Below are 26,546 nucleotides of genomic sequence, written 5' to 3' on the forward strand. Positions count from 1 at the left end.
CGTCGGCTCCCCAACCCCCGGCACCGGGATGATCTATTGCAGGTTCTTGCGTCCCCGCAGGCTTCCGACCAGCAGCATCAGCCCCACCAGCGCCGCGCCGGCGGCGAGCAGCCACCGGGCGTCGAAGCCGGAGAGGTCCGGGGCCTGCCCGACGAACGCCGACGTCGCCATCGCGAGCGCCAGCACCCCCGCGATCAGCGCCAACGGGTCGGGCATCCGGCGCCGCGCGGGCGCCGCGTCCTGCTTGGTTCCGTCGTACTCAGCCACGGTGCACCTCCACGTTCCCTGCACCCGTCTCGAGCACGAGCTGCAGCATCCGTCCTGACTTGACGCCGTCGGCGCCGAGGTCTTCCTTGATGTCGAGCTGCGATCCGGTGCCGGTCTGGCTCTGCCCGCCGAACTCGACGTTGCCCAGCCCCGCCTCCGCCTTGACCGACACGTCCGCGTTCTCCGGCAGCCGCACCGTGATCTCACCGGCGCCCAGCGACACGGTCGTCGGCACCGGTGCGGCGTCGCCGCCGGCAGGCACTGTGAGGTCGAGGTTGCGCAGGTCGAGCACCACTTCGCCGAACGGCCGCTCGTAGACCGGCTGCAGTTGCGCCACCGTCGTCGGCTCGATGACCAGCTCGGAGTAGCCCTCCTGCCAGCGCTCCAGCGGCGCTGACAGCGACGCCCAGGTCAGCGCGCCGATGATGAGCGCGAACGGGATCAGGCCCCGCCCCGACCGCACGAACGACCCGACGACCAGCCCCATGCCGATCACCGCGAGCGGCACCCCGAGCATCAGCGGCAGGTTGGCCGGGTTGAACGCACCGGCCAGCAGCAGCACGACCGCCGTCACCCCACCGGCGAGCAGCGCGAACCCGAGCGTCACCGAGGTCACCGGCAGCTTGCGGGTGACCGGGACGGGCGCCTGCGACGCGGGGCTCGGCTCAGGCAGGTCCCACGCGAAGGGGGCGGCGCCGAGCGGGTCCCACGCCGGCGGCACGGGCTGCACCGGCTCGTCGACGTGCGGCTCCTTCACCATCGACGGGCCCGACGACGCTGCCTGCGCGGCCGTCGGCGCGCCCGGGATCACCGTGGTCTGTGCTTCGCCGCCACCAGCGACGCCGCGGCTACCGCGGCTGCGGTGCAGGAGGTAGAGGATCCCGGCGATCGCGAGCAGCGGGAGGATGACGTCGGCGGTGCCGTTGAACAGCGAGCCGATGCTCACGATCGCCGCGATCGCGAGGGCGACCAGCATGAGCGCCCGCGGCGACTTCGTGTCCTGCGGCGCGGCCGGGTCGACCGGCTCGTCGGGCAGCAGGATCCAGCCCGCGATGTACAGCCCGGCACCGACGCCGAGGAACGCCGCCACCACGAAACCGACCCGGACCAGCACCGGGTCGATGTCGTAGCGCCTGGCGACGCCCGCCGCGACACCGGCGACCTGACGGTCCCGACGCGGCCGAGCAGGCCGCGTCTCCCACATCTCACGGAGCGTGCCCTGCACGTCGGTCGTGTTCATGACGACAACATTGCTCCCGGTCCGGGCTGCCGACCATCGGGGATCGCCCTCAGGTCACCCGGAGGTTTCCCCGATGTCCCCCGTTGCATCGCGTGTGACCATGGAGGCGTGACACCACCGACCACACCCCCCACGCCGGCGGCCGTGCCCGCCGCGCCGCTGCTGCCTTCGGGCAGCCCGGCGCTGGTGCGGCGGCGCAGCGGGCGGTTCGTCGCCGGTGTTGCCGGCGGCGTTGCCGACCACCTCGGCGTGCAGGTCCTCTGGGTGCGCGCGGCGTTCGTCGTGCTGTGCGCCATCAGCGGAGCGGGCGCGCTCGCCTACGGCCTGCTCTGGATCTTCGTGCGGCAGGAGTCGAGCGAGGTCGCCCGCAAGCTCGGCAGGGCGGAGCGCCAGCAGGCGCTCGGCCTGGTCGCGCTCGGCATCGGCGCCGGGCTCGCCGCCGCGGCGCTGGGCAACTCCGTCGTCGGCTGGATCGTCGGCCCGCTCGGCGTGGCCGCTGTCGGCGCCGCCGTCGTCTGGCGGGAGGCCGACGAGGCGCAGCGCAGGCGTTGGACGCAGGGCGCACGTTCCGGGATGCTCGCCGGCGGCCGCACCGCGCTGTGGCGGGTCGTCGCGGGCGCGGTGTTCGTCGCGATCGGCCTCGCCGTGTTCCTCGTGGGCAACCTGCAGCTGGGCCAGGTGCAGTTCGCGCTGCTCGCGGTGCTCGCCACGCTGGCCGGCGTCGCCGTCATCACGGTCCCGTGGTGGCTGAAGCTGGTGCGTGACCTCGGGGAGGAGCGCCGGGAGCGCATCGTCGAGACCGAACGCGCCGAGATCGCCGCCCACCTGCACGACTCCGTGCTCCAGACGCTGGCGCTCATCCAGCGCCAGGCCGACCAGCCCCGCGAGGTCGTCCGGCTCGCCCGCGGGCAGGAGCGGGAGCTGCGGCACTGGCTGTACGGCCCCACCGGCTACGGACGCAGCGGCTCCGGCGATCCCGGCCTCGACGAAGGGCTCGCCGAGGCGCTGTCAAAGGCGGCCGCGGAGGTCGAGGACACCTACGCCATCGACGTCCGTCCCGTGCTCGTCGGTGACCGGCCCCTCGACGACGGCCTGCGCGCGCTCGTGCTGGCCGCCCGCGAGGCGATGGTCAACGCGGCGAAGCACGCCAAGGTCGGCGAGGTCAGCGTGTACGTCGAGGTCGAGCCGGCCGAGGTGCACGTGTTCGTGCGCGACCGCGGCGTCGGCTTCGACCCCGACACCGTGCCTGGCGACCGCCACGGGTTGGCCGACTCGATCCACGGGCGGATGGCGCGCCACGGCGGCTCGGTGCGCCTGCGCAGCTCACCCGGTGAGGGCACCGAGGTACACCTGCGGATGCCGGTAGCCGTGGCCGACCGGCAGAATCCGCAGGAAGCAACGTCATGACAGAGGCGGAACGATGACAGAACCCGAATCGACGGAAGCCGGGTCGGACAGCCCGATCAAGGTCTTCCTGGTCGACGACCACGCGCTCTTCCGGTCCGGCGTGCGCGCCGAGCTGGAGCGGGGCATCCCCGACGTGACGGTGGTCGGTGAGGCGGGCTCGGTCGACGAGGCTGTTGCCGCGGTGCGGCACCTCCGTCCGGATGTCGTGCTGCTCGACGTGCACATGCCCGACGGCGGCGGTGCCGAGGTGCTCAGGCAGCTCCGACCGGAGCTGCCTGATGTGGTCTTCCTGGCCCTGAGCGTCTCTGACGCGGCCGAGGACGTCATCGCGGTCATCCGGGCCGGCGCGCGTGGTTACGTCACCAAGACGATCTCCGGGCGGGAGCTGGCCGATGCCGTGCGCCGGGTGCGGTCGGGCGACGCCGTGTTCTCGCCGCGCCTCGCGGGATTCGTTCTCGACGTCTTCTCCGACCGGCCCGGCGCCGCGCCGCCCGGCGACCCCGAGCTCGACCTGCTGACCCGCCGCGAGCGCGACGTGCTGCGGCTGCTGGCCCGCGGTTACGCCTACAAGGAGATCGCGGGGGAGCTGTTCATCTCGGTCAAGACCGTCGAGACGCACGTCTCGAGCGTTCTGCGCAAGACGCAGCTCTCGAACCGCTACGAGCTCTCCCGGTGGGCGTCCGACCGGAGGCTCGTCTAGGGCCGGTGAACGACGACAGCCCCGGCGCGATCACCGCGCCGGGGCTGTTCGTTCGTGTTCGGCTCAGCCGAGCAGACCGCCGAGGGTCTTGCCGACACCGCTGAGCAGGCCGCCGCCGCCACCACCGCCACCGCCGGAGTCGCCGCCGTTGTCCGACCCGCCGGAGTCGTTCGACTCGTCGGAGCCGCCGTTGTCGGAGTCGCCCCCGTCGGAGTCGCTGCTCTCACTGCGGGAATCGCTGTCGTCGCTGTCGTTCGACGTCTGGGGAGCGGACGTCGAACCGTCGTCGAACAGCAGGTTGGTGACCGGCGAGAGCAGGCCACCGTTCGAGCTCTTCTTCGCGGCCGGTGCCGCCGCCTGCACGTCGGGAGCGTTGTCCCCACCGTTGGCGTTCTCGTTGCCGGAGCCGCCGTCGTCGTTGCCGACGAGCGCGTTGAGGGTGCTGCCCAGGCCGTCGGTGACGTTGGTGACGGTGTTGCCGAGGGTCTCGACCACACCGCCGTTCTCCTCGGTGCCGCCGCCGCTTCCGCCGTCGCTGTTGTTCGCGCCACCCGCCGCAGCTGCCGACTGGCTACCGCCGCCACCCGTGCTGCCGTTGTCGCCGGCGTTGTTGCTGGGCGGGGTGGTCGAGCCGCCGTCGTCGCGACTGCCGCTGTCGGCAACCGGGCCCTGCGGGACGCCGGCCTGGATGCTGGGGAATGCGACGGGCGTCCAGCGGGTGGGCGGCGCGGTGCCGGGGTCGAGCGCGTTGGTCGGTGCCTCGGGCGGGAGCACGTTGTTGGTCGGCCCGTCGTCGAGGATGCCCTGGCCGGGGTAGTTGCCGTCGGTGCCGCCCAGCGCTTCGTTGTTGCTGGTGGTCGTCGGGCTGGCGATCATGGAGACGCCGAAGACCGAGCCGGCGGCGAGCAGCGTGCCGGCCGCGACCGCGCCGCGGCGCAGGTTCACGCGGTTGGTCAGCGTGCTGGCCAGCGGGCTCTTCGCCGGCTTGCGGTCCTTCGGCTCGCTCACCTTCGCGGTGAGCTGGGTCGGCGCGTCCTGCTCGGGCGCTGCCGCGGCGGGCGCCGCCTTCTTTGCGCTGCCCTTCGAGGGTGCGCTCCTGACCGGCGTGCTCTGGGCCGCCTGGCCCTTCGGCGGGGTGAGGCCCTCACGCTCGAGGAGGCTGCTCACGGTGACCACCGGAGCGGGCACGGTGGCGGGCTCCTCGTCGTGGTCGTGCGTGGCCTGCGCGGGAACCCGTGGGTTGCGGTTCAGCAGGTCGGCAACGGTGAGCACACCTGCTGGTGCCACGCGTGGTCCACCTCGAGACACCATCTGAGCCACGGTGTGGGTCCTCCCTAGGAGTGAACGGACGAGCAAATGTCTACCGGATGCGCAACAGACACACCAAGTGTCATTCGTCCGCTGAGCGTGCTTCACTCGGTTGGAGTATTGCCGCTCATCGATCGTGACCGACCGTTCACCTCGTTCGGGTGGGGTTGCATCGGGTCGGTGAACACGCTCTCACCAGGGTGAACGCGCCACTCGGACCCGTCGAGAAGTAGCAAGTATGGCTTTATCCCGTGTCCCGGCCGAGCACGCTCCGAAATGAATCCGGACCGTGGTGCGGGGCAGCTTATGATCAATTGCCGCGGAGCGCAGCGCGGGGCCGCGACTTCCGCTCGGCGCCCGCTCAGGGTTCGCTGCGGAAGTGCGAGCGCGTGGAGTCGAGCGCCATCTTCGCCGCGACGCCAGCGCCACCGCCGAGCACCAGCCCGAGCACGTCGGGGAAGCCGCTGCCGGCCGTGAGCAGCATCCCGACGGCCGCGACCGCAGCGGTGCCGCCGGCGACCGCCCACCTGCCCTTGACGTAGTCGGTGGTCGCTGCGCCGGAGATGCCTCTCCGGTGTGCGGCGTTGTTCAGCATCGTCAGATAACCGACGTGCCCCAACGCGACGAGCAGGCCGACGAGCGCCACCACGCCCGCGACGATCCCGAACACATCCATGACTCCAGAGTGCCACGCCGGGAGGGGGTGGTGGGGCGTACTCCCTCAGCGTGTGCCCAGCCGGCCCCGCCCGAGGCGGAGCAGGATCATCCCCAGCTCACGCCCCTCTTCGCCGAGATCGCGGAAGCGGGTGAGCACGGCCATCTCGCGGCTGTAGACGATGCGCGGCCCGCCGGCGGCCATCCGCGCCCTCCCGATGCGTCGCGACACCTCGGTGCGGCGCTGGATGAGCCGCAGGATCTCGCTGTCGAGGTGGTCGATCTCCTCGCGCAGCTGCGGGATCTCGGCGTCGGACGGGACGTCGGTCGCCGGCGCGCTCTCGCCTGTTGTCTCGCCTGTGGTCACGGTCACGGTCTCCTCCTGTGCCCCGCTCCGGCCCCGTGACGCGAGAACGCCCCGGGTCCTGAGGACTCCGGGGCGTCGAATCGGGCTGGTCGTCAGCCGTAGACGGGAACCGGTGTCCGGTACCCGTAAAAAAATCGGCTGGTGATCAGTGGCACGCGGCAAGTGTGCCACAGCGCGGCGTTGTCGGGGAGCGGCGGTACCCTTTCGAACACGATGAGCGCGCTGTTCGAACTGCCTACGCACACACCCGTCACACCACGCACCGACCGGGGCGCGGCGCTGCTGGAGGGGCTCAACCCACGGCAACGGGAGGCGGTGGTGCACGCCGGCTCCCCGCTGCTGATCGTCGCGGGCGCCGGCTCCGGCAAGACCAGGGTGCTGACCCACCGGATCGCGTGGCTGCTCGCCGAGCGCGACGTGCACCCCGGCCAGATCATGTCGATCACCTTCACCAACAAGGCCGCGGCCGAGATGAAGGAGCGGGTCGACGCGCTCGTCGGCCGGCGGGCCAACGCCATGTGGGTCTCGACGTTCCACTCGATGTGCGTGCGGATCCTGCGGCGCGAGGCGAAGCACTTCGGGGTGCGCTCGGCGTTCTCGGTGTACGACGCCGACGACACCCGCAGGCTGATCGGCCTCGTCGCGCGCGACCTCGAGCTCGACCCGAAGAAGTTCGCGGCCCGCGGTATCGCGGCGCAGGTGTCGAACCTCAAGAACGAGCTGCTCACCGCGGCCGACGCCGCCGAGCGCGCCACCAACGAGTACGAGCGCAAGGTCGCCGACGTCTACGCGGTCTACCAGTCGCGGCTGCGCACGGCCAACGCCTTCGACTTCGACGACCTGATCATGGAGACGGTGTCGCTGCTGCAGCGGCTGCCGGCCGTCGCCGAGTACTACCGCCGCCGCTTCCGCCACGTGCTGGTCGACGAGTACCAGGACACCAACCACGCGCAGTACGCGCTGGTCCGCGAGCTGGTGGCGCCCGCCGTGCCCGATGCCGAGCCGGCCGAGCTGTGCGTGGTGGGCGACTCCGACCAGTCGATCTACGCGTTCCGCGGCGCGAACATCCGCAACATCATCGAGTTCGAGCAGGACTTCCCGAACGCGCACACGATCCTGCTCGAGCAGAACTACCGGTCCACGCAGACGATCCTCTCCGCCGCCAACGCCGTGATCGCGCGCAACCCCGACCGTCGCGACAAGCGGCTGTGGTCGGAGCAGGGCGACGGCGAGAAGGCGGTCGGGTACGTCGCCGACAACGAGCACGACGAGGCCGCGTTCGTCGCGAGCGAGATCGACCGGCTCGTGGATTCCGGCGATTTCCGCAACTCCGACGTCGCGGTGTTCTACCGCACCAACTCGCAGTCGCGTGTGTTCGAGGACGTGTTCATGCGGGTCGGCCTGCCCTACAAGGTCGTCGGCGGGGTGCGGTTCTACGAGCGGCGCGAGGTGCGCGACGCGCTCGCGTACCTGCGCGTGCTGTCCAACCCGGAGGACACAGTCAGCCTCCGGCGCATCCTCAACGTGCCCAAGCGCGGCATCGGCGACCGTGCGGAGGAGCTCGTCGCGACCTTCGCCGATCGTGAGCGCATCTCGTTCAACGCGGCGCTGCGGATCGCGGCCGAGCAGCCGGAGCGACTGCCCGGGCTGGTCACGCGGTCGCAGCGGTGCATCGCGGGGTTCGTCCAGCTGCTCGACGAGCTCGCCGAGCTGGTCGAGCGCGACGAGCCGACCCCGGAGATCCTCGAGGCGATCTACGCGCGCACCGGCTACACCGCGGAGCTGGAGGCGAGCGACGACCCGCAGGACGGCTCCCGCCTGGAGAACCTCGCCGAGCTCGTCACCGTCGCGCGCGAGTTCGCCGGCGACGCCGCCGTCGCCGATCTCGACGATTCCGACGTCGAGGTGGGCGCGCCGGCTCCCGGCTCGCTGGCGGCGTTCCTCGAACGGGTGGCGCTGGTCGCCGATGCCGACTCGATCCCCGACAACGACTCCGGCATGGTCACGCTGATGACCCTGCACACGGCGAAGGGGCTGGAATTCCCCGTCGTGTTCCTCACCGGGTGGGAGGACGGCGTCTTCCCGCACATGCGCGCGATGGGCGACCCCGCCGAGCTGGCCGAGGAGCGTCGGCTGGCGTACGTCGGGATCACCCGCGCCCGGCAGCGGCTCTACCTGTCGCGGGCGATGATCCGTTCGTCGTTCGGGCAGCCCAACGCCAACCCGGCCTCGCGGTTCCTCGCCGAGGTGCCCAAGGAGCTCGTCGAGTGGCGCCGGGCCGAGCCGGAACGCTCGGCTCCGGTCGGCCGCTTCGGCTTCGGCAAGCGCCCAGGCGCTACCGACCGCGGCAACTGGAACGTGCCGAAGGCGAGCATGCAGCCGTCGCTCTCGCTCGACGTCGGCGACCGCGTCAGCCACGACAAGTACGGCCTCGGCACCGTCATCGCCTCCGACGGCGCCGGCGTGCGCGCCACCGTCACCATCGACTTCGGCAGCGCCGGCACGGTCCGGCTGATGCTCATCGGTGGCGTGCCGCTCCAGAAGCTCTGAGCAAAGTCGGTCGTGGCCGCTGGAAGCCCACCTGCTGGCGGTCCACACGGCGGATCACCTCGGCCATTGCCGCTGCTGCCGCCTTGATCGCTGGCCGTGCACGCTGTGGGGAGTCGCCGATCGAGCTCGGCGGTTGACCGGCACGGAGCCGGGGTGAGCTCGTGGCCGCGGATCCGGCGGATCTGGCAGAGCGGTCAGAACGCGATGCCGTGCCGCTTGAGCCAAGGGATCGGGTTGATCTTCTGCCCGTCCTCGCTCCAGATCTCCAGGTGCAGGTGCGGGCCGGTGGAGTAGCCGCGGTTGCCGACCTCGGCGATCTGCTCGCCGGCCTTCACCTTCTGGCCGACCTTCACGAACATGCGGTTGACGTGGCCGTAGACGCTCTGGGTGCCGTCGGTGTGGCGCAGCACCACCCACAGCCCGAACCCGGTGGCCGGACCGGCCTCCTCGACCACGCCGTCGGTGAGGGCGTAGATCGGGGTGCCGATGGAGTTCGCGATGTCGATGCCGCGGTGTGCGGTGCCCCAGCGGGCGCCGAACATCGAGGTCAGGCGGCCGAGCACGGGCCGGACGAACACGTTGTCGCCGAACAGGTGCGCCTCCGACGCGCCTTCGGCGAGCGCGGCGTCGATCAGTGAGGCGGTGCGGGCCAGCTCCTGGCCGATGTCGGTCGCCTTGGCCAGTGCCTGCACGTCCAGCTGCGACTCCGCGTCGAGGTTGCGGATCGCGAGCGTGTTGGGCAGCAGCTGGTCGCCGCCGATGGCGTCGACAGCCAACGCCGCCGCGTCCGGCTCGACGTCCTCCGAGACCGACGCGACGGGCAGCATCGCGCTCGCCGTCTCAGAGGGGTCGATGAAGGCGGACGCGAGGGTCTGGCCACCTGCGACGACGGCTCCGGCGGCAACGGCCGCAACTGTCGCCCGGCCGCGGAACGTTCCGGCCGGGGGCGGCGGAAGGCGATGCACCCCTGATGGCGTCGCCCCTGCTGGTTTCGCGACGACGCGGATCGGCGTCGTGCGGTCGGGGTCGTCCATCCGGGCGCCGCTTGGGGAGCGGTGGCGCGCCAAGACCTGCCCTTCTCGACGTGGAGCCAGTGGTGCCGGTGTCACGGGCCGGCAGCAGGGCGGGGAACCCCACGTCCGATCGGGGTCGGGCGTGTTGCCGTGATCGGTCCGTGACTCGAACCTCGGGAAGGTAACGGTGCTCGCCGTGCAGCGGCAAATCCGACTTCGGCGTGTCGCAAATCGCATACGTTGGGTGACTAGGCCGGTGGGGCGTGCTCACCGTACGTACGTGCGGGTGCATCCATCGGGCGATGACCTGCGGTGTGTGGGTGAGCCTTGCGCGCCGAACGGGCCAGCGACGTGGCGATCCAATGGACCGTCCGGGGATCGATCGGTAGCGCAAGGTGACCGACGTCACGCAGCTCGAGGTGCTCGACGTCGAGGTCCGGATGGCTCAACCGGGCGTTGCCCTGCGGCAGCACGAGCTGGTCCATCCGGCTCCACACCACGAGGAACCGGGTGGAGCAGCCCGGCGCCGGCCTGCGCAGCAGCTCGACGAGGTCGGAGCCCGGCCGCAGCTGCTGGGCGAGCGGGGTGGGCATGAGGTACGCCGCGAGCGTGCCTTCGTGCGGCGTGCCGAGCGTGACCAGCGTGTCGACGACGGCGGCGCCGCCCATGCGCTGCACGTAGTAGCGCGCGATCATGCCGCCGAGCGAGTGCCCCACGATGTGCACCTTGTCGGCGCCGGTCTGCTCACGCAGCCGCTCGACGTGCCCGCGCAGCTGCCGCGCGGCGGCCCGGACGTCGCCGGTGAACAGGCTGTAGTTCACCGCGTGCACCACGCCGAACCCGCGCCGGTGCAGCGCGCGCCGGAAGACGGTGAACACCGAGCGGTTGTCCATGATCCCGTGCACGAGCAGGATCGGCGTCCCCGCGGCTGCGATGTCGGTCACCACCAGGCTGCGCCGCACCGGCGGCAACGGGTCGGTGCGGTAGCCGCCCGATTCGGCGAGCTGCTCGTGCAGCAGCCCCGCCGGGTACACCGCGACGTGCGCGGCGAGCCACGCCCACTCCAGCGCGAGCCCGCGCATCCCGGCCGGGGTGCCGAACGTCCGCGCTGCGTACGCGCCCGCGTCGAGCACCTGCGCCGCCGTGGCGCTCGCCGTCCCGAGCATGCCGGCGACACGCTCGGCGGCATCGCGGACCAGCGACATGGAGAAACGGTAAGCGAGAAACCGCGGTCGCGCCGGGTCTGCGACGACGCTGTCGTGACAGCCGTCACCGGGGCAGGTCAGACGGGGTTTCACGGGCGTCGCTACTGTCGCTGCGGCAGCGGATCGTGCGGGTCGGCAACCGGCCCGTCGGCACAGCGAAGTGGGGCAGGGAGAACCGAGTGGACCTCTACGAGTACCAGGCGAAGGACCTCTTCGCCGCGCACGGAGTCCCGGTGCTTCCGGGAAAGACTGTCGAGACCCCCGAGGACGCGGCGGCGGCCGCAGCGGAGCTCGGCACGGCCGTCGTGGTGAAGGCACAGGTCAAGACCGGTGGGCGGGGCAAGGCGGGCGGCGTCAAGCTCGCGAACGACGCCGATGAGGCGCGCGCGAAGGCGCAGGACATCCTCGGGCTGGACATCAAGGGCCACATCGTGCACCGCGTGCTGGTGACCGAGGCCAGCGACATCGCGGAGGAGTACTACTTCTCCTTCCTGCTCGACCGCTCGAACCGCACGTTCCTCGCCATGGCCTCCGCCGAGGGCGGCATGGAGATCGAGCAGCTGGCCGTCGAGCGGCCGGAGGCGCTCGCGAGGGTCCCCGTCGACGCGATCGCCGGTGTCGACCGCGCGAAGGCCGACGAGATCGTCGCCCAGGCGAAGATCCCGGCCGCCGTCGCCGACCAGGCCGCCGAGGTCATCGTCAAGCTGTGGGAGACCTTCGTCGCCGAGGACGCGACGCTGGTCGAGGTGAACCCGCTGGTCCGCGACCCGCAGGACAAGATCGTTGCGCTCGACGGCAAGGTCACGCTCGACGAGAACGCCGACTTCCGGCACCCGGACCACGCGGCGCTGATCGACGAGCGCACCGAGAACCCGCTCGAGGCGAAGGCCAAGGCGAAGGGCCTGAACTACGTCAAGCTCGACGACGGGCAGGTCGGCATCATCGGCAACGGCGCGGGCCTCGTGATGAGCACGCTCGACGTCGTCGCGTACGCCGGTGAGAAGCACGGCGGCGTGAAGCCCGCCAACTTCCTCGACATCGGCGGCGGCGCGTCGGCGCAGGTCATGGCCGACGGCCTGGACGTCATCCTGGGCGACGACGACGTGAAGGCCGTCTTCGTCAACGTGTTCGGCGGCATCACGGCGTGCGACGCGGTGGCCACCGGCATCGTCGAGGCGCTGAAGATCCTCGGCGACACCGCGACCAAGCCGTTGGTCGTCCGGCTCGACGGCAACAACGTGATCGAGGGGCGACGCATCCTCGACGAGGCGAACCACCCGCTGGTCACCCAGGTGGACACGATGGACAACGCGGCCGACAAGGCCGCCGAGCTGGCAGCGGCAGGGGCCTGAAATGTCGATCTTCCTCAACGAGCAGAGCAAGGTCATCGTCCAGGGCATCACGGGCGGTGAGGGCACCAAGCACAGCACCAAGATGCTGGCGGCCGGCACGAACATCGTCGGCGGTGTGAACGCGCGCAAGGCCGGCACGACCGTCACGATCAACGAGAAGGACCTGAAGGTCTTCGGCACGGTCGAGGAGGCCATCAAGGAGACCGGCGCCGACGTCAGCGTCGTGTTCGTCCCGCCGAAGTTCGCCAAGGACGCCGTGATCGAGGCGATCGACGCGGAGATCCCGCTCGTCGTCGTGATCACCGAGGGCATCCCGGTGCACGACTCGGCCTTCTTCTGGGCGCACGCCTGCGCGAAGGGCAACAAGACCAGGATCATCGGCCCGAACTGCCCCGGCATCATCTCGCCCGGCAAGTCCAACGCCGGCATCATCCCGGCCGACATCGCGGGCGCCGGCAAGATCGGGCTCGTCTCGAAGTCGGGCACCCTGACCTACCAGATGATGTACGAGCTGCGCGAGATCGGCTTCTCCACCGCGATCGGCATCGGCGGCGACCCGGTCATCGGCACCACGCACATCGACGCGCTCGAGGCGTTCGAGGCCGACCCGGAGACCGCGGCCATCGTCATGATCGGCGAGATCGGCGGCGACGCCGAGGAGCGGGCGGCCGACTTCATCAAGGCCAACGTGACCAAGCCGGTCGTCGGCTACGTCGCGGGCTTCACCGCGCCGGAGGGCAAGACGATGGGCCACGCCGGCGCGATCGTCTCCGGCTCCGCCGGCACGGCGCAGGCGAAGAAGGAGGCCCTGGAGGCCGCGGGGGTCAAGGTCGGCAAGACCCCCAGCGAGACAGCGGCGCTGATGCGGGAGATCATCGCAGCGCTCTGATCGACAACGAGTTGGTTGCAGGAGAGCCACGTCCGACCAGGGGCGTGGCTTTCCTGTACCAATGGGGACGGGCAGGCGTAATGCACTAGCGTTCCGACCGCCCCGTACGACGGACTGCGGGAGTCCGCACGGAGGGAGTTCTCGTCATGACGCAGCAACCGCAGGAGCCGGCAGCCGAAGAGAAGAAGCCGGTCGCGCCGCCCGACGCGCAGCTCGCACCGGGCCCGGCCCGGCTGCTTGCACTGCTCGCCGCCGGCATCGCGATCGTGATCTACCTGCTCGGCTTCTTCGGCGACGGCGGATCGGCGACCACGACGACGCTGCTCCTCGCGGGCGGTCTGCTCGCGGGCTCCGCGGTGCTGCCCAAGGTCGGCAAGGTGCTGGTGCCGGCCGCGGTGCTGATCACCACCGGCCTGCTCATCCAGCTGCAGTCGGTCGTGGCCGGCGCGAACTCGGCCACCGAGATCATCACGCTGGTGCTGGCGCTGATCGAGGCGGGTGTCGCGATCGGCGCGCTGCTGATCGACGCCGGCATCGTCACCCCGCCGGCCCCGCGGCCCGCCCAGCCGGCCGGCTACGGCCAGCAGCCCGGCTACGGCGGCTACCAGCAGGGATACGGCCAGCAGCAGGTGGGCTACCCGCCGCAGGGCTACGGCGTCTCGGGGACGGGCGGCTACCAGCCGCAGCCCCCTGCCGGTCAGCAGCCCGCCGGACAGCAGAACTACGGCCAGTACGGGCAGCAGCAGGGCTCCGGCCAGCAGGGTTATGGCCAGCAGGGTTACGGCCAGCAGCAGGCGTACGGCCAGGCCGCCCCGCAGCAGCCGTCGTGGATGCCGCAGGCCCAGCCGGCTCAGCCCTCCTCGCAGCAGCCGGCCCAGCAGCCCGTCCAGATGCAGCCGACGCAGGCGCAGCCGGTCCCGTCGCCCGAGACGGCCCAGCAGCCGAGCGTCCAGCAGCCGCCCGCCCAACAGGCGAGCCCCTGGTACAGCGGCACCGGCAACGTCGAGACCCCGGCGAGCCCGAGCCCCGCGGTGGACGTCTCGAAGCAGGCGGCCGAGGGCGACTCGACCACAGCGTTCGCGGCCACCCCGGAGTCGCCGGCGACCCCGCCCGTCGGCCAGCGCCCGCACCGCGAGCCGGAGCCGGGCGACGCGGACGACGACACTGCGAAGACCCGCTACTTCGGTCCCGGTGAGCGCGGATAGCTGAGAGATGCCGAGGTCGTCGCGGCGTGCCTGACCGGTCCACGGCCGCCACGCTGCGACCCTTGACGCTGTGACGCGCACACTCGACGGCACCGCAGACATCCCCGCGGAGCCCGAACAGACCGCGGACACCCACCAGCAGGTGGTGGGCTTCGACCGGCTCCGCATCCTGCTCGCGGGTGCGATGGGCACGGTGCTGGTGAGCTACGCGCTGCTCGTCCCGGCCGCTGCGCTCGTCGTGCTGACCGGCGGCGGCGGGACGTCGCTCGACGGCGCCTTCGCCGCCGCGATCCCGTTGTGGCTCGCGGCGCACCACATCCCGCTGGTCCTGCAGGGCCAGCCGTTGGGACTGTTGCCGCTGCTCCCGACGGTGGCGCTGTTCGCCGTGGTGATGGTGGGCGCGCGGTGGACGGTGCGCAGGCTCGGCGGGCGCTTCCGGACGGATGCCGGCCCGGTCGTGGCGTCCGTCGCCGGCGCGCATGCCGCGGTGGCCGTGCTGGGCAGCGCGCTGCTGCCGAGAGCGGCCGAGGTTGCTGCCGCGCCTTGGGCGGCGATGGTCGGCGGTGGGCTGGTGGCCGGGTGCGCGGCCGGGTGCGGGGTGCTGCGTGGCTGCTCGCTGCCCGCCGACGTCGTGGCGCGGGTCCCGGGCTGGCTGGCCGTCGGCGTCCGGGCGGCCGCTGTTGCCGTCGTCGGGCTCCTCACGATCGGTGCGGCGATGGTCGCGGTGGCGCTGGCGACGCAGGCCCAGGCCGTCGCGCACGCGTACAGCGTGCTGGCACCGACGTTCGGGGCGGGCGTCGGCGTGACGCTGCTCGCGGTCGCGTACCTGCCCAACGCGGCGATCGGCGGCGCCGGTTGGGCGCTCGGGCCGGGAGTTGCGGTCGGCACGGCGACCGCGTCGCCGTTCGCGGCGTTCCCCGGCGCACCGTCCTCGTTCCCGGTGCTGGCGGCCGTCCCGACGATCACTCCGCCGGCGTGGGCGCTGGCCGTGCTCCTGCTGCCGATCGGGACGGGTGTGCTCGCCGGGCTGACCTGCCGGCGCAGGTTGCCGGTGTCGCAGCGGCTGCCGGCCGCGTTCGCGGCGATCGTGGCCACGACGCTGTTCATGGCGCTGCTGTCGGTGCTCGCCGGTGGCCGGCTCGCGGCGGGGGCGTTCGACCCGGTCCGGGTGCCGGCGGAGTTCGTGGTCCCCTCGGTGCTGCTGCTCGTCGGGGTGCCGACGCTGCTGGTGGCCGCGGTCCAGCGGCGTGTGGAGCCGGAAGAGCCTGCATGGGAAGGCGAGCCGACGCCCGTCGAGCCCGATCGGGGATCGGAGCGGGACGAGGGTCAGGAGACCCCGCGGACCGTTGCGGAGCTGGTCGCGTTGCGCGCCCGCGAGGCGGCCTCGCACGAGATCGACGAAGCGACGGCGGACGACTTCGTCGAAGTGGAGCCGGACGAGAGCCCTGAAGACGACACCGAAGACGGCGCCGGGGACGAGAACCCCGAGGAAGCCGACCGCACCCCCTGACCGTCGACACCCCGTCGAGGGGTGTGACCTGCGCCGCGGCCTACCCTTGTGCTTCCCCCGCCAGCCGTCGAGGAGCTCGTTTGACCGTGCCGCCCGCCCAGCCGTACCGAGTGGAGATCGCCGCCCCGGCGCGGGTGGTGGTGCTCGTCTCCGGATCGGGCACCCTGCTGCAGGCCTTGATCGACGCCGCCGGGGCGCCCGGATACCCGGCGCAGGTCGTGGCCGTCGGCGCCGACCGGACGGGCATCGAGGGCCTCGCGCGCGCCGAACGGGTGGGTATCCCGACGTTCGCGCTGAAGGTCGCCGACCACGCCGACCGCGCGGCGTGGGACGGCGCGCTGGCGAAGGCGGTCGCCGAGCATCGGCCCGACCTGGTGGTGAGCGCGGGCTTCATGAAGATCCTGGGGCCCGGCTTCCGGGCCGGCATCGGCTGCCCGATGATCAACACGCATCCGGCGTTGCTGCCGTCGTTCCCCGGCATCCGCGGCGCTGCCGATGCGCTCGACTACGGCGTGAAGCTCACCGGGGCCACCGTGCACCTCGTCGACGACGGTGTGGACACCGGCCCCGTGCTCGCGCAGGGCGCGGTGCCGGTGCTGCCCGAGGACACCGCCGGTGAGCTGCACGAACGCATCAAGATCGAGGAGCGGCGGTTGCTCGTGGGCATCGTCGCAGCGCTGGCCGAGCATGGGGCCACCGTGAACGGACGAAAGGTGACCATCCCGTGAGCAGCGAGCCCATGAGCAGCGAGCGCAGGCCGGTCAAGCGGGCCCTGATCAGCGTCTACGACAAGGCGGGCCTGGAAGCCCTGGCCACGGGCCTGCACGGGCTCGGCGTCGAGATCGTGTCGACCGGCTCGACGGCGCAGCGCATCGCCGACTCCGGCGTGCCGGTGACCCGCGTCGAGGAGCTGACCGGGTTCCCCGAGTGCCTCGACGGGCGGGTGAAGACGCTGCACCCGCGGGTGCACGCCGGCCTGCTCGCCGACACCACCCGGCCGGAGCACCTCGCCCAGCTCGCCGAGATGGGCATCGCGCCGTTCGAGCTGCTGGTCTCGAACCTCTACCCGTTCACCGAGACGGTCGCCTCCGGCGCCACGCCCGCCGAGTGCGTCGAGCAGATCGACATCGGTGGACCGGCGATGGTCCGCTCGTCGGCGAAGAACCACGAGAGCGTTGCCGTCGTGGTCGAGCCTTCGCGCTACGACTGGGTGATCGAGCAGGTCAAGAACGGCGGGTTCGAGCTGGCCGACCGGCGCGTGCTCGCCGCGGAGGCGTTCCGGCACACCGCGACGTACGACGTCGCCGTCGCGTCGTGGATGGGCAGCGTGCTCGCACCGGATCCCACCACCCCGTACCCCTCGTGGGTCGGCGGCACCTGGCAGCGCCGTGACGTGCTGCGTTACGGCGAGAACCCGCACCAGTCGGCGGCGCTCTACGCCTCGGGGGCGGGCGGTCTCGCCGACGCCGAGCAGCTGCACGGCAAGGCGATGTCGTACAACAACTACGTCGACTCCGACGCCGCCTGGCGGGCCGCGCACGACCACGACGGCGCGTGCGTCGCGATCATCAAGCACGCCAACCCGTGCGGGATCGCGCTGGGCGCCGACATCGCGGAGGCGCACCGCAAGGCGCACGCCACCGACCCGACGAGCGCGTTCGGTGGGGTGATCGCGGCGAACGCCGAGGTCAGCGTGGAGATGGCGGAGCAGGTCGCGGAGATCTTCACCGAGGTCGTGCTCGCGCCCTCGTACGCCGACGGGGCGCTCGAGGTGCTCACGCAGAAGAAGAACGTGCGGGTGCTGCGGTTGCCGTCGCCCACTTCGCGGGGCGGGGTGGAGCAGCGCCCGATCTCCGGCGGGCTGCTGCTGCAGCAACGCGACGCGATCGACGCCGAAGGCGACGACCCCAGCGCCTGGACGCTCGCCACCGGCGACCCGGTGCCCGACGACGTGCTCGCCGACCTCGCCTTCGCGTGGCGGGCCTGCCGCGCGGTGAAGTCGAACGCGATCCTGCTCGCGTCCGGACTCGCGGCGGTCGGGGTCGGCATGGGGCAGGTCAACCGGGTCGACGCGGCCCGGCTCGCGGTCGCGCGGGCGGGCGACCGGGCCCGCGGCTCCGTCGCGGCGTCCGACGCCTACTTCCCGTTTCCCGACGGGCTGGAACTGCTCCTCGACGCCGGCGTGCGGGCCGTCGTTCAGCCGGGCGGGTCGATCCGCGACGAGCTGAGCGTCGAGGTCGCTGCGGCGGCCGGGGTCGCGATGTACTTCACGGGGACGCGGCACTTCGCCCACTGAGCCCGGTACCCCGGCTCCGCCGGTACCCCGGCTCCTTCCGCACGCTGCGGCCACGGCGGGCCGGTAGCCGCTTCGTGGAGGTCGGCGTCGGGAGGGCAGCAAAGCCACTTTCCGGCCCTCACAGGGCAGGAAAGTGGCTTTCCTGCCCTCGCGTGCGGAACGCACACGGTGGGGCCTGGGCGCTTCCGCCGGAAACCGGTTGTGCCGTGGGTTAGCGTCCTCGTCGTGGGAGCTACGTGGATGAGGTTGCGCCGTCCGTAGGACGCCGCGCCTGTGAACCACCCCGCCCGCTAGTCGGGCCGTCCGGTGTGCGCGCCGTCCGATCGCCAACCTCCGATCGACGTGAAGCGCAGGTCCTCCCATGTCCCGACCATCCGTCGGCGGCCGGCACGAGCTCGGCCAGAACTTCCTCACCGACCGCAAGGTCCTCGCCCGGATCGCCGGGCTGATCCCGCCGGGCCCGGTCGTCGAGCTGGGCGCCGGTGACGGCGCGCTGACCACCCGGCTCGCCGCGCGTCCCGAGCCGGTGATCGCCGTGGAGCTCGATCCGCGCCGGGTCGACGCGCTGCACCGGAGGCTCGGCCGCAAGGTCCGCGTCGTCCAATGCGACATGCTGCGGTTCCGGCACGACGAGCCGCACCACGTGGTCTCGAACGTCCCGTTCGGCATCACCACACCGGTGCTGCGGCACCTCCTCGGGCAGCGGTCGTGGCGCACGGCAGTGCTGCTGCTGCAGTGGGAGGTCGCGCGCAAGCGTGCAGCCGTCGGCGGCACGACGCTGCTCACCGCGATGTGGTGGCCGTGGTACGAGTTCTCGTTGGCCGGGCGGGTGCCGTCGGCCGCGTTCCGGCCACGCCCCGCCGTCGACGGCGGGCTGCTCGTGCTGCACCGGCGGGAGCGTGAGCTGGTGCCGCACGCCGAACGTGCGGCCTACCAGCGGCTCGTCACCACCGCGTTCCGCGGCGACCGGCTGCTGCCGGCCCTGCGCGGCCTGCCCGGTGTCCGGCGCTGGGCGACGCGGGAAGGCGTCGACGTGGACACCCGGCCCGGCCGGCTGACGCCGGACCAGTGGGCGTCGCTGCACCGCGCTGCGAGTTGAACGTCGACAACGACGTTCTGGCTGTTGTTAGCGCTAACAAGCCGCCAGAACGTCGTTTTCGACGCTCAGTCCGTGTGGAAGACCTCTTCCGTCGGGGCCCACCATTCGCCCTCGGCCGCGGTTTCCACGGGCTGCTGGCACGGGTCGGTCAGCGCCCACCACTCGCGGGTGCGCGGGTCGGTGGCCATCGCGGCCAGGTCGGCGTCGAGGTCGGTGCCGACGTACTCGTAGTAGCTGAACAGGATCCCGTCGCGCAGGAAGATCGTGTAGTTGCGGATGTTGCTGCGCGCGATCTGCGCCAACACGTCGGGCCACACGTCCGCGTGCAGCCGGCGGTAGGTGGCTTCGTGCTCGGGGCGCAGGCGGATCACCGAGCCGACACGTCGAGGTCCCATCACCACCCCATGGTGCAGGGTCGCCCGCCGAGGGTTGAACGGAGCCCGGCCACGGGCTAAGCTCGAACAAGCGTTCGAACGCCGTCTTCCCCCGGCGTGAGTCGGAGGAAGATGTCATGGCTGATCCTGCCGTTCGGAGCGAGCCTTCCGCCAGCAGGCTGGAGCGGGCAAGGGGGGTGCTGCGCGGTTGGGAGGACCGCGCGGCGTCGCCGGCGGGCTGGGGCGGCCGCGCCACCGCGACGGTCCCGGAGGCGGAAGGCAAGGTCCTGCCGGTAGCGGCTCCGCTCGCGGGGCTGCTACCGGCAGGCGGTCTGCGCAGGGGAACGACCGTTGCGGTGGCGGGCGGCCCGGGAGCAGGTTCGCTGGCGGTTGCGCTGGTCGCCGAGGCGTCGGCCGCGGGCCACTGGGTCGGGGTTGTCGGCCGGCCCGAGCTGGGGCTGGTGGCTGCGGCGGAGGCGGGGGTCCGGCTGGAGCGGCTGGCGCTGGTGCCCGAGCCGGGCGCCGACCTGCTGGCGGTCACCACCGCGCTGGTCGACGGCCTCGACGTGGTTGTGGCCGACGCGGCCCGCTCCGGGGTGGTGATCCGCGCCGCCGACCGGCAACGGCTCGCCGCGCGGGCCCGGCAGCGCGGCACGGTGCTGCTCTCGCTCGGGTCGTGGCCGGGCGCCGACGTCGAGCTGCGGTGCGCCGAGCCGCGTTGGGAGGGGGTCGGCTGCACGGGCGCGGGCCGGCTGCGCGCCAGGAGCATGCAGGTGCACCTGCACGGCCGCGGGGTGGCGCCGGGTGGGCGCAGCGCGCGGCTGCTGCTCCCCGCGCCCGGCGGGGGTGTCGGCGCCGAGCGGCGGGTGGTGGAGCGGCGCGCCCGGGTCCGGGTGGCCGGATGAGTGAGCTTGCGAGCGAATCATCGGCACAGCGCCGACCGAGCGCCGGCGAGGGAGTGCGATGAGTGTTCCTGTTCGGGTGCTGGCGTTGTGGTCGCCCGACTGGCCGGTGACGGCGGCGGCGCTCGCCGCACACGTCCCACCGGAACGGCCGGCAGCGGTGATCGTGGCGAACCGGGTGCTGGCCTGCTCGGCGGTGGCGCGGTCGCAGGGTGTGCGCAGGGGGTTGCGGCGGCGGGAGGCGCAGTCCCGCTGCCCCGAGCTCGCGGTGCTCGCCCGCGATCCCGAACGCGACGCGCGCGCGTTCGAGCCGGTGGTCGCCGCGGTCGAGGAGCTGGCGCCGGGGGTGGAGATCGTGCGCCCCGGGCTCGTCGCCCTGCCGGCGAAGGGCCCGGTCGGGTACTTCGGCAGCGAGCAGGCCGCTGCCGAGCGGCTCGTCGACCAGGTGGCGGCCCGCACCGGCGTCGAGTGCCAGGTTGGGGTGGCCGAGGGGCTCTTCGCCGCGGTGCTCGCGGCGCGGCGGGGGATCGCGGTCGCGTCGGGCGGTACGTCGGCGTTCCTCGCGCCGCTCGGGGTCGACGAGCTCGACCGCGAGCCGGAGGTCGACCGGTCCGAGCTGGTCAGCCTGCTGCGCCGGTTGGGGTTGCGCAGCCTCGGCGCGTTCGCGGCGCTGGCCGCCGAGGACGTCGCCTCCCGGTTCGGGGCCGATGCCGTGCTCGCGCACCGGCTCGCCCGCGGCCTCGACCCGCGCCCGCCGCTGCGCCGCCGCCCGCCGGAGGAGCTGACCGTCGACATCGAGCTGGACCCGCCCGTCGACCGCGTCGACGCCGCCGCGTTCGCCGCGCGCGGCCTCGCCGAGCGCCTGCACCGCCTGCTCGCCGGGCACGGCCTCTCGTGCACGCGGCTCGGCGTCGGGGCGCTGACGGAGAGCGGTGAGGTGCTGCACAGGGTGTGGCGCTGCGCCGAGCCGCTGACCCCGGCCGGGACGGTCGACCGGGTGCGTTGGCAGGTCGACGCGTGGCTCACGAAGGGCGGTTCCGGTGCGGTCACGCGGCTGTGGCTGGTGCCGGAGGAGACGGTCGCGGCCGGTGCGCTGCAGCTCGGGCTGTGGGGCGACGTCGGGGAGGCCGACGAGCGCGCGGGCCGGGCGCTGGTCAGGGTGCAGGCGCTGCTCGGGCCGGAGTCGGTGGTCACCGCGGTGCTCGGGGCCGGACGTGATCCGGCCGAGCGCGTGCGGCTGGTGCCGTGGGGTGACGACCGCGGCGACGAGCCGGAGCAACCGGCCGCCGCCGGGAAGCAGCCGCCGCGCGGGCCGACCCCGATCCCGGCCGCGCCCGCGGCGGGGGAGGGTGACGTGCTGCCGAGCACTGCGCCGGCGGGCTGGCCGGAGGACGTGCTGCGCCGCACCGGCCAGGTCTCCGCCGTCCCTTTCGTGAGGGGGCAGGACCGGCCGCGTTCCACCAATCGCCGCCGTCGCGTGCCGCCGCCGCGGCGCACCACGATGCGCCAGGTCAGGGAGCCGCCGCCGATGTGGCCGGGACGGCTGCCGGCGCCGTCACCCGCGACGGTGCCGCGCGAGCCGCTGCCGGCCGAGCTGCGCGACGCCGAAGGGACGCCCGTCACCTGCACGGCCCCCGACCTGCTCTCGGCGCCGCCGCGGTATCTCGCCGTCGACGACGGTGAGCCGCAGGCCGTCGTGCAGTGGGCCGGCCCGTGGCCGCTGCACCAGCGCTGGTGGGCGCCGGACGCCGTCGAGAGCAGCCGGGTGCAGGCGGTGGTGGAGAGCGGCGTGGCCTACCTGCTGGCCGCCCGCGAGGGCCGCTGGTGGGTGACGGGGGTCTACGACTGAAACTTCCCCACCGTTTTGCCTACTTGCACACCCGAAACGGCGTGCAGGTTGGCAAAACGGTGGGGAAGTTGGTCAGCCGTTCAGGTCCGACGTCGACTGGGCGAACCTGTTCAGCACCGCGGTCACCACGTCGGTGTTGCGGTCGAGTGCGGTGCGGTCGACGTTGTCGATCTTGTCGCACGCCTGGTGGTAGCACTTGTCGTACGCGGTGCCGGCCGCGCCGCCCCACCGTTGCGCCTCTTCCGGAGTCTTGATCGACTCCGCGCCGGTGAAGATGCCACCGGCGGGGATGCCGGCGTCGATGAACGGCTTGTAGTCCGACCGGCCGTCGAAGTCGGTGCCGGCCGACGGCACGCCGGCGCCGGTGAGGGCCTCCGCGAGCGCCCGCTCCACCGTTGCGGACCCGGCCGGGCCCGGGCCTTCGCCCTTCTTGTCGGAGTCGTCACCGTCGTAGACGAAGTAGGCGGCGTTGGGCGAGCCGACCATGTCGAAGTTCAGGTAGAGCGCGATCGAGCCGCGTTCCGCCTCCGGCACCGACTCCACGTACGCCGTCGAGCCGACCAGGCCGACCTCCTCAGCACCCCAGAACCCGAACCGCACGGCGTTCGTCACCGCGGGCGCGCCGCCGAGCCGCTGCGCTGACGTCAGCAGCGCCGCCACCCCGCTCCCGTTGTCGTTGATGCCAGGGCCCTCCGGGACGGAGTCGAGGTGGGCGCCGGTCATCACGACCTCGGCGGTGTTGCCGGTGGTGGTCTGCGCGATGACGTTGCGGCTGCGCGCCTCCTCCGTCGTCGTGCGGAGCAGCACGGTGACGCTCGCGCCGGCCTTCCCGGCGAGTGCCTCCCCGTCGGCGCGGCTCACGCCTGCGGTCGGCACGGTGTCGGGCGTCTGGCCGAGCGTCGCGCTGTCGAGGGGCGCGTCCTCGTTGTTGGAGACGATCAGCGCGGCGGCGCCGGCGGCCTTCGCCACGGCCGACTTCTGGCCGAACGGGCAGGTGCCGCGCTTGACGAGCACCACCGATCCCGGCGCGACGGTGCCCAGTGCGGCGGCGTCGCAGCCCTCACCGGTGGTGACGGTGAGCGGCGCGGTGATCCCGGCCTCCGGTGTCGTGGGGGAGAAGCTGAGCGCCTTCGCCGGCACCTCGGCGCCGGCGACCGTCAGCTTCTCCTGCTGGACCGAGAAGCGGAACGCCGAGAACTCCGGTGTCGTCACCTGGAAGCCGGCCGTTCGCAGCACGCCCGCTACGTACTCCACACTCGCGTCGTACCCGGGCGAGCCCAGCGCACGGTTGCCGCCGTTGGTGTCGGCGATCCGTTGCAGCTCGGTGAGGTGGTCGATGGGGCTCGTACTGGGATTCTGCGGCGGTGCGGTGGCCGGTGCTGCCGGCCCTGCGCATGCAGCGCCCAGTAAGACTGCGGCGACGGCTACGACGATCCTTGGTGCATTCGGCGGCATCCCCGGAGTCTGCCTGATCAGGCTGCCTCAGGGGGCGGTTCCATCGCACCGGTCATGATGGCGACGGCCTCGGCCATCGTGTGCGACTCCGGCGTGATCACCGTCGCGCGCCTGCCGAGACGCTGGATGTGGATGCGGTCGGAGATCTCGAAGACGTGCGGCATGTTGTGGCTGATGAAGATCACCGGCAGGCCGCGGTCGCGGACGTCGCGGATGAGCTGCAGCACCCGCGCGCCCTCCTTCACACCCAGCGCGGCCGTCGGCTCGTCGAGGATCACCACCTTGCTGCCGAACGCGGCCGAGCGGGCCACCGCAACACCTTGGCGCTGCCCACCGGACAGGCTCTCCACCGCCTGCCCGATGTCCTGCAGCGTGGCGATGCCGAGATCGCTCATGTGCCGGCGGGCCTCGTCGCGCATGTGCTTGCGGTCGAGCATCCGGAACACGCTGCCGAGCACCCCGGGCTTGCGCTCCTCACGACCGAGGAAGAGGTTGTCGGCGATGTCGAGGCCGGGCGCGACGGCGAGGGTCTGGTAGACGGTCTCGATGCCGGCGCGGCGCGCGTCCATCGGGTTGCGGAACCGCGCCGGCTTGCCTTCGAGCAGGATCTCGCCGCTGTCCGGGATCAGCGCCCCGGACAGCGCCTTGATCAGGCTGGACTTGCCGGCGCCGTTGTCGCCGATCACGCCGAGGATCTCGCCGGGGTAGAGCTCCAGGTCGCCGCTGGCGATGGCGGTGACCGGCCCGTACCGCTTGACGATCCCGCGCGCCTCCAGCACCGGGTCCCGGGTTGGGTCGGTCATGCCCGCACCTTCCTGATCCACTGGTCGATCGCGACCGCGACGAGCACGAGCAGGCCGATCGCGAACCCCTGCCACACGACGTCGACGCCGGCGAGCGCCAGCCCGTTGCGGAAGACCCCGACGATCAACGCGCCGACCAGCGTGCCCAGCACGATCCCGCGTCCCCCGAAGAGGCTCGTGCCACCCAGCACCACGGCGGTGATCGACTCGAGGTTGTACTCGACACCGATGTTCGGGCTGGCCGAGGCCAGCCTGCCCATGATGATCCAGGCGCCGATCGCGTAGATCACCCCGGCGACGGTGTACACCGAGAGCAGCACGCGGTCGGTGCGGATACCGGCCAGCCGGGCCGCTTCGAGGTCGTCGCCGGTCGCGTAGACGTGCTTGCCCCACGCGGTGCTGCTCAGCGCGTAGTAGAGCACCGCGAACATCACGATCATGATCAGCGACCCGTAGGTGACCCGGAACCCGCCGAGCCCGAACGTGTTGCCGGTCCACGTCATGATCGCCGGCATGTCCGCGCCGCGGACCGTCTCGCTCCGCGACACCACCGAGTTGAGCGAGAAGAAGATGCTCAGCGTCCCCAGCGTGACGATGAACGGCGGCAGTTTCAACCGGGTCACGAGCACGCCGTTGAGCGCGCCCATCGCGGTGCCGAGCACGAGCCCGACCAGCAGCGCGAGCGCTCCCGGCAGGCCGAGGTCGGTCGCGAGGTTGGCCATGATGATCGAGGAGAACACCGCGATCGCGCCGACCGAGAGGTCGATCCCCGCCGTGAGGATGACGAGGGTCTGGCCGAGCGCGAGCACGGCGATGATCGTGACCTGCGCGAGCACCAGCCCCAGGTTCGCCGCGGAGAGGAACCGGCCGCTCACGATCGAGAAGGCCACGATCGCGATGACCAGCACCGCGAGCGGGCCGAGGATCGGGTTGGCGTGCAGGACGAACTGGACGCGTTCCAGCGGGGTGCCGCCCTTGCGGGCGTCGAACCCGGCGGGAGCCGCCTCGGTGGTGGCCATCGATCAGCCCCAGCAGTTCGCGGCGCCGAAGGCGGTGTCCTTCGACGGGACGCCGGTCTGCGGCTGGTCGGTGATCAGCTCGACGCCGGTGTCGAAGAAGTCCTTGCCGGCGGTCGTCGAGGGCTTCGTGCCGTCCTTCGCGAACTTCGCGATCGCCTCGACCCCCAGCGACGCCATCTTCAGCGGGTACTGCTGCGAGGTGGCGCCGATCTGGCCCGACTTGACCGTCGCGACGCCGGGGCAGCCGCCGTCGACCGAGACGATCGTGACGTCGTTCTGCTTGCCGGCGGCCTTCAATGCCTCGTACGCGCCGTTGGCGGCGGGCTCGTTGATCGTGTGCACCAGGTTGATCGTCGGGTCCTTCTGCAGGAGGTTCTCCATGGCCGTGCGGCCGCCCTCCTCGGCGCCGTCGGTGACGTCGTGCCCGACGATGCGCGGGTCGGTCTCGTCGCCGATCTTGGTCTTGTCGCCGACGTCGATCCCGAAGCCGTCGAGGAAGCCCTGGTCGCGCTGCACGTCGACGGAGACGCCGTTGGCGCTCAGGTCGAGCAGCGCGATCCTTGCCTGCTTGCCCTCCTTCTCGAACTTGGCCTTCGCCCACTGCCCGATCAGCGTCCCGGCCTGGTAGTTGTCGGTGGCGAAGGTCGCGTCGGCGGCGGTGGCCGGATCGGTCGGGGTGTCGAGCGCGATCACCAGCAGCCCGGCCTGGCGGGCCTTGTCGAGCGCGGGGACGATCGCCTTCGAGTCGTTCGCGGTGATCAGGAACCCGGCGGCGCCGCGCGAGATCAGCGTCTCGATCGCCTGCACCTGCGCCTCGTTGTCGCCGTCCTGCTTGCCGGCGAACGACTGCAGCTCGACGCCCTGTGCGGTGGCCGCGGACTGCGCGCCCTCCTTCATCTTCACGAAGAAGGGGTTCGTGTCGGTCTTGGTGATGAGGCCGATGAGCGGCTGGCCGCCGGCGCCCGCGCCACCACCGCCACCACCGCAGGCGGTGAGCGCGAGTGCGGTCGCCAGTGCTGCGGCGCCCACCAGCGTCGTCCGTGTGCGATGCATCCTGAGCTCCCTTGCTCGACAACGTTGCC

Annotated in this window: 24 protein-coding genes; 12 read left to right on the forward strand and 12 right to left on the reverse strand. The window is 72.2% G+C overall.

Going from position 1 to position 26,546, the window contains the following annotated elements; all coding sequences use genetic code 11:
- Nucleotides 1-33 precede the first annotated feature (33 nt).
- On the reverse strand, nt 34-267 hold the full coding sequence (locus LL648_RS18420) for a hypothetical protein (protein ID WP_232663820.1): 234 nt from the start codon (nt 265-267) through the stop codon (nt 34-36).
- Nucleotides 260-1,507 (reverse strand): PspC domain-containing protein, encoded by a 1,248-nt coding sequence (locus LL648_RS18425; RefSeq protein ID WP_232663821.1) that lies wholly within the window; start codon nt 1,505-1,507, stop codon nt 260-262. Before LL648_RS18425 ends, LL648_RS18420 begins: the two co-directional genes overlap by 8 nt.
- Before the next feature lie 108 nt (nt 1,508-1,615).
- On the opposite strand from LL648_RS18425, the gene LL648_RS18430 reads away from it, so the two are divergent.
- Together LL648_RS18430 and LL648_RS18435 are read left to right on the forward strand one after the other, a co-directional pair.
- Nucleotides 1,616-2,914 (forward strand): ATP-binding protein, encoded by a 1,299-nt coding sequence (locus tag LL648_RS18430; RefSeq protein WP_374112068.1) that lies wholly within the window; start codon nt 1,616-1,618, stop codon nt 2,912-2,914.
- Between the two features lie 13 nt (nt 2,915-2,927).
- On the forward strand, nt 2,928-3,614 hold the full coding sequence (locus LL648_RS18435; protein WP_232663822.1) for a response regulator: 687 nt from the start codon (nt 2,928-2,930) through the stop codon (nt 3,612-3,614).
- Between the two features lie 63 nt (nt 3,615-3,677).
- Here LL648_RS18435 and LL648_RS18440 read toward each other — a convergent pair whose 3' ends face one another.
- From LL648_RS18440 to LL648_RS18450, 3 genes are all read right to left on the reverse strand, one after another.
- Nucleotides 3,678-4,901: a hypothetical protein gene (locus LL648_RS18440; protein WP_232663823.1), complete on the reverse strand. Its 1,224-nt coding sequence runs from the start codon at nt 4,899-4,901 to the stop codon at nt 3,678-3,680.
- Nucleotides 4,902-5,283: 382 nt separating this feature from the next.
- Nucleotides 5,284-5,598, reverse strand: a complete 315-nt coding sequence (locus tag LL648_RS18445; RefSeq protein ID WP_232663824.1) for a hypothetical protein — start codon at nt 5,596-5,598, stop codon at nt 5,284-5,286.
- A 45-nt stretch (nt 5,599-5,643) separates the two neighbouring features.
- Nucleotides 5,644-5,943: a chorismate mutase gene (locus tag LL648_RS18450; protein WP_232663963.1), complete on the reverse strand. Its 300-nt coding sequence runs from the start codon at nt 5,941-5,943 to the stop codon at nt 5,644-5,646.
- Nucleotides 5,944-6,156: 213 nt separating this feature from the next.
- Between LL648_RS18450 and pcrA the strand changes: the two genes are divergently transcribed.
- A complete protein-coding gene (gene pcrA / locus LL648_RS18455; RefSeq protein WP_232663825.1) occupies nt 6,157-8,493 on the forward strand; it encodes a DNA helicase PcrA in 2,337 nt (778 codons plus the stop codon).
- A 194-nt stretch (nt 8,494-8,687) separates the two neighbouring features.
- Here pcrA and LL648_RS18460 read toward each other — a convergent pair whose 3' ends face one another.
- Complete coding sequence (locus LL648_RS18460) at nt 8,688-9,527, reverse strand: M23 family metallopeptidase (protein ID WP_232663826.1); 840 nt, start codon at nt 9,525-9,527, stop codon at nt 8,688-8,690.
- A 227-nt stretch (nt 9,528-9,754) separates the two neighbouring features.
- Nucleotides 9,755-10,711, reverse strand: a complete 957-nt coding sequence (locus LL648_RS18465; RefSeq protein ID WP_232663827.1) for an alpha/beta fold hydrolase — start codon at nt 10,709-10,711, stop codon at nt 9,755-9,757.
- Nucleotides 10,712-10,890: 179 nt separating this feature from the next.
- On the opposite strand from LL648_RS18465, the gene sucC reads away from it, so the two are divergent.
- The 7 genes from sucC (at nt 10,891) to erm (ending at nt 19,062) form a co-directional block, all read left to right on the forward strand.
- A complete protein-coding gene (sucC, locus tag LL648_RS18470; protein WP_232663828.1) occupies nt 10,891-12,063 on the forward strand; it encodes an ADP-forming succinate--CoA ligase subunit beta in 1,173 nt (390 codons plus the stop codon).
- A gap of 1 nt (nt 12,064) precedes the next feature.
- Nucleotides 12,065-12,952, forward strand: a complete 888-nt coding sequence (gene sucD / locus LL648_RS18475; RefSeq protein ID WP_232663829.1) for a succinate--CoA ligase subunit alpha — start codon at nt 12,065-12,067, stop codon at nt 12,950-12,952.
- 146 nt (nt 12,953-13,098) lie between these two features.
- Nucleotides 13,099-14,157 (forward strand): DUF5336 domain-containing protein, encoded by a 1,059-nt coding sequence (locus tag LL648_RS18480; protein ID WP_232663830.1) that lies wholly within the window; start codon nt 13,099-13,101, stop codon nt 14,155-14,157.
- Between the two features lie 70 nt (nt 14,158-14,227).
- Entirely contained in the window at nt 14,228-15,667 is a 1,440-nt protein-coding gene (locus tag LL648_RS18485) for a cell division protein PerM (RefSeq protein WP_232663831.1), read from the forward strand.
- Nucleotides 15,668-15,747: 80 nt separating this feature from the next.
- On the forward strand, nt 15,748-16,395 hold the full coding sequence (gene purN / locus LL648_RS18490; protein ID WP_255685854.1) for a phosphoribosylglycinamide formyltransferase: 648 nt from the start codon (nt 15,748-15,750) through the stop codon (nt 16,393-16,395).
- Nucleotides 16,396-16,406: 11 nt separating this feature from the next.
- Nucleotides 16,407-17,963 carry a bifunctional phosphoribosylaminoimidazolecarboxamide formyltransferase/IMP cyclohydrolase gene (gene purH, locus LL648_RS18495; RefSeq protein ID WP_232663965.1) on the forward strand — a complete coding sequence of 519 codons (1,557 nt, stop codon included), beginning with the start codon at nt 16,407-16,409 and terminating at the stop codon, nt 17,961-17,963.
- Between the two features lie 361 nt (nt 17,964-18,324).
- The gene (erm, locus tag LL648_RS18500) at nt 18,325-19,062 is read left to right on the forward strand and encodes a 23S ribosomal RNA methyltransferase Erm (RefSeq protein WP_232663832.1); all 738 of its coding nucleotides are present in this window, start codon (nt 18,325-18,327) and stop codon (nt 19,060-19,062) included.
- Nucleotides 19,063-19,127: 65 nt separating this feature from the next.
- On the opposite strand, the gene LL648_RS18505 is transcribed toward erm, so the two are convergent.
- Nucleotides 19,128-19,457, reverse strand: a complete 330-nt coding sequence (locus tag LL648_RS18505) for an L-rhamnose mutarotase (RefSeq protein ID WP_232663833.1) — start codon at nt 19,455-19,457, stop codon at nt 19,128-19,130.
- A 116-nt stretch (nt 19,458-19,573) separates the two neighbouring features.
- Between LL648_RS18505 and LL648_RS18510 the strand changes: the two genes are divergently transcribed.
- Both LL648_RS18510 and LL648_RS18515 read left to right on the forward strand, forming a co-directional pair.
- A complete protein-coding gene (locus LL648_RS18510) occupies nt 19,574-20,341 on the forward strand; it encodes a hypothetical protein (RefSeq protein WP_232663834.1) in 768 nt (255 codons plus the stop codon).
- Nucleotides 20,342-20,399: 58 nt separating this feature from the next.
- Complete coding sequence (locus LL648_RS18515; protein WP_232663835.1) at nt 20,400-22,187, forward strand: DNA polymerase Y family protein; 1,788 nt, start codon at nt 20,400-20,402, stop codon at nt 22,185-22,187.
- Nucleotides 22,188-22,259: 72 nt separating this feature from the next.
- Here the strand turns inward: LL648_RS18515 and LL648_RS18520 are convergent, their stop codons facing one another.
- The 4 genes from LL648_RS18520 to LL648_RS18535 are packed head-to-tail and all read right to left on the reverse strand — an operon-like array spanning nt 22,260 to nt 26,517.
- On the reverse strand, nt 22,260-23,642 hold the full coding sequence (locus LL648_RS18520) for a M28 family metallopeptidase (RefSeq protein ID WP_232663836.1): 1,383 nt from the start codon (nt 23,640-23,642) through the stop codon (nt 22,260-22,262).
- A 17-nt stretch (nt 23,643-23,659) separates the two neighbouring features.
- Entirely contained in the window at nt 23,660-24,445 is a 786-nt protein-coding gene (locus LL648_RS18525; RefSeq protein WP_232663837.1) for an ATP-binding cassette domain-containing protein, read from the reverse strand.
- The gene (locus tag LL648_RS18530; RefSeq protein WP_232663838.1) at nt 24,442-25,464 is read right to left on the reverse strand and encodes an ABC transporter permease; all 1,023 of its coding nucleotides are present in this window, start codon (nt 25,462-25,464) and stop codon (nt 24,442-24,444) included. Before LL648_RS18530 ends, LL648_RS18525 begins: the two co-directional genes overlap by 4 nt.
- Before the next feature lie 3 nt (nt 25,465-25,467).
- Nucleotides 25,468-26,517 (reverse strand): sugar ABC transporter substrate-binding protein, encoded by a 1,050-nt coding sequence (locus LL648_RS18535; RefSeq protein WP_232663839.1) that lies wholly within the window; start codon nt 26,515-26,517, stop codon nt 25,468-25,470.
- Nucleotides 26,518-26,546: the final 29 nt, after the last annotated feature.

Source organism: Pseudonocardia sp. TRM90224, assembly GCF_021245725.1.
GTDB lineage: Bacteria > Actinomycetota > Actinomycetes > Mycobacteriales > Pseudonocardiaceae > Pseudonocardia.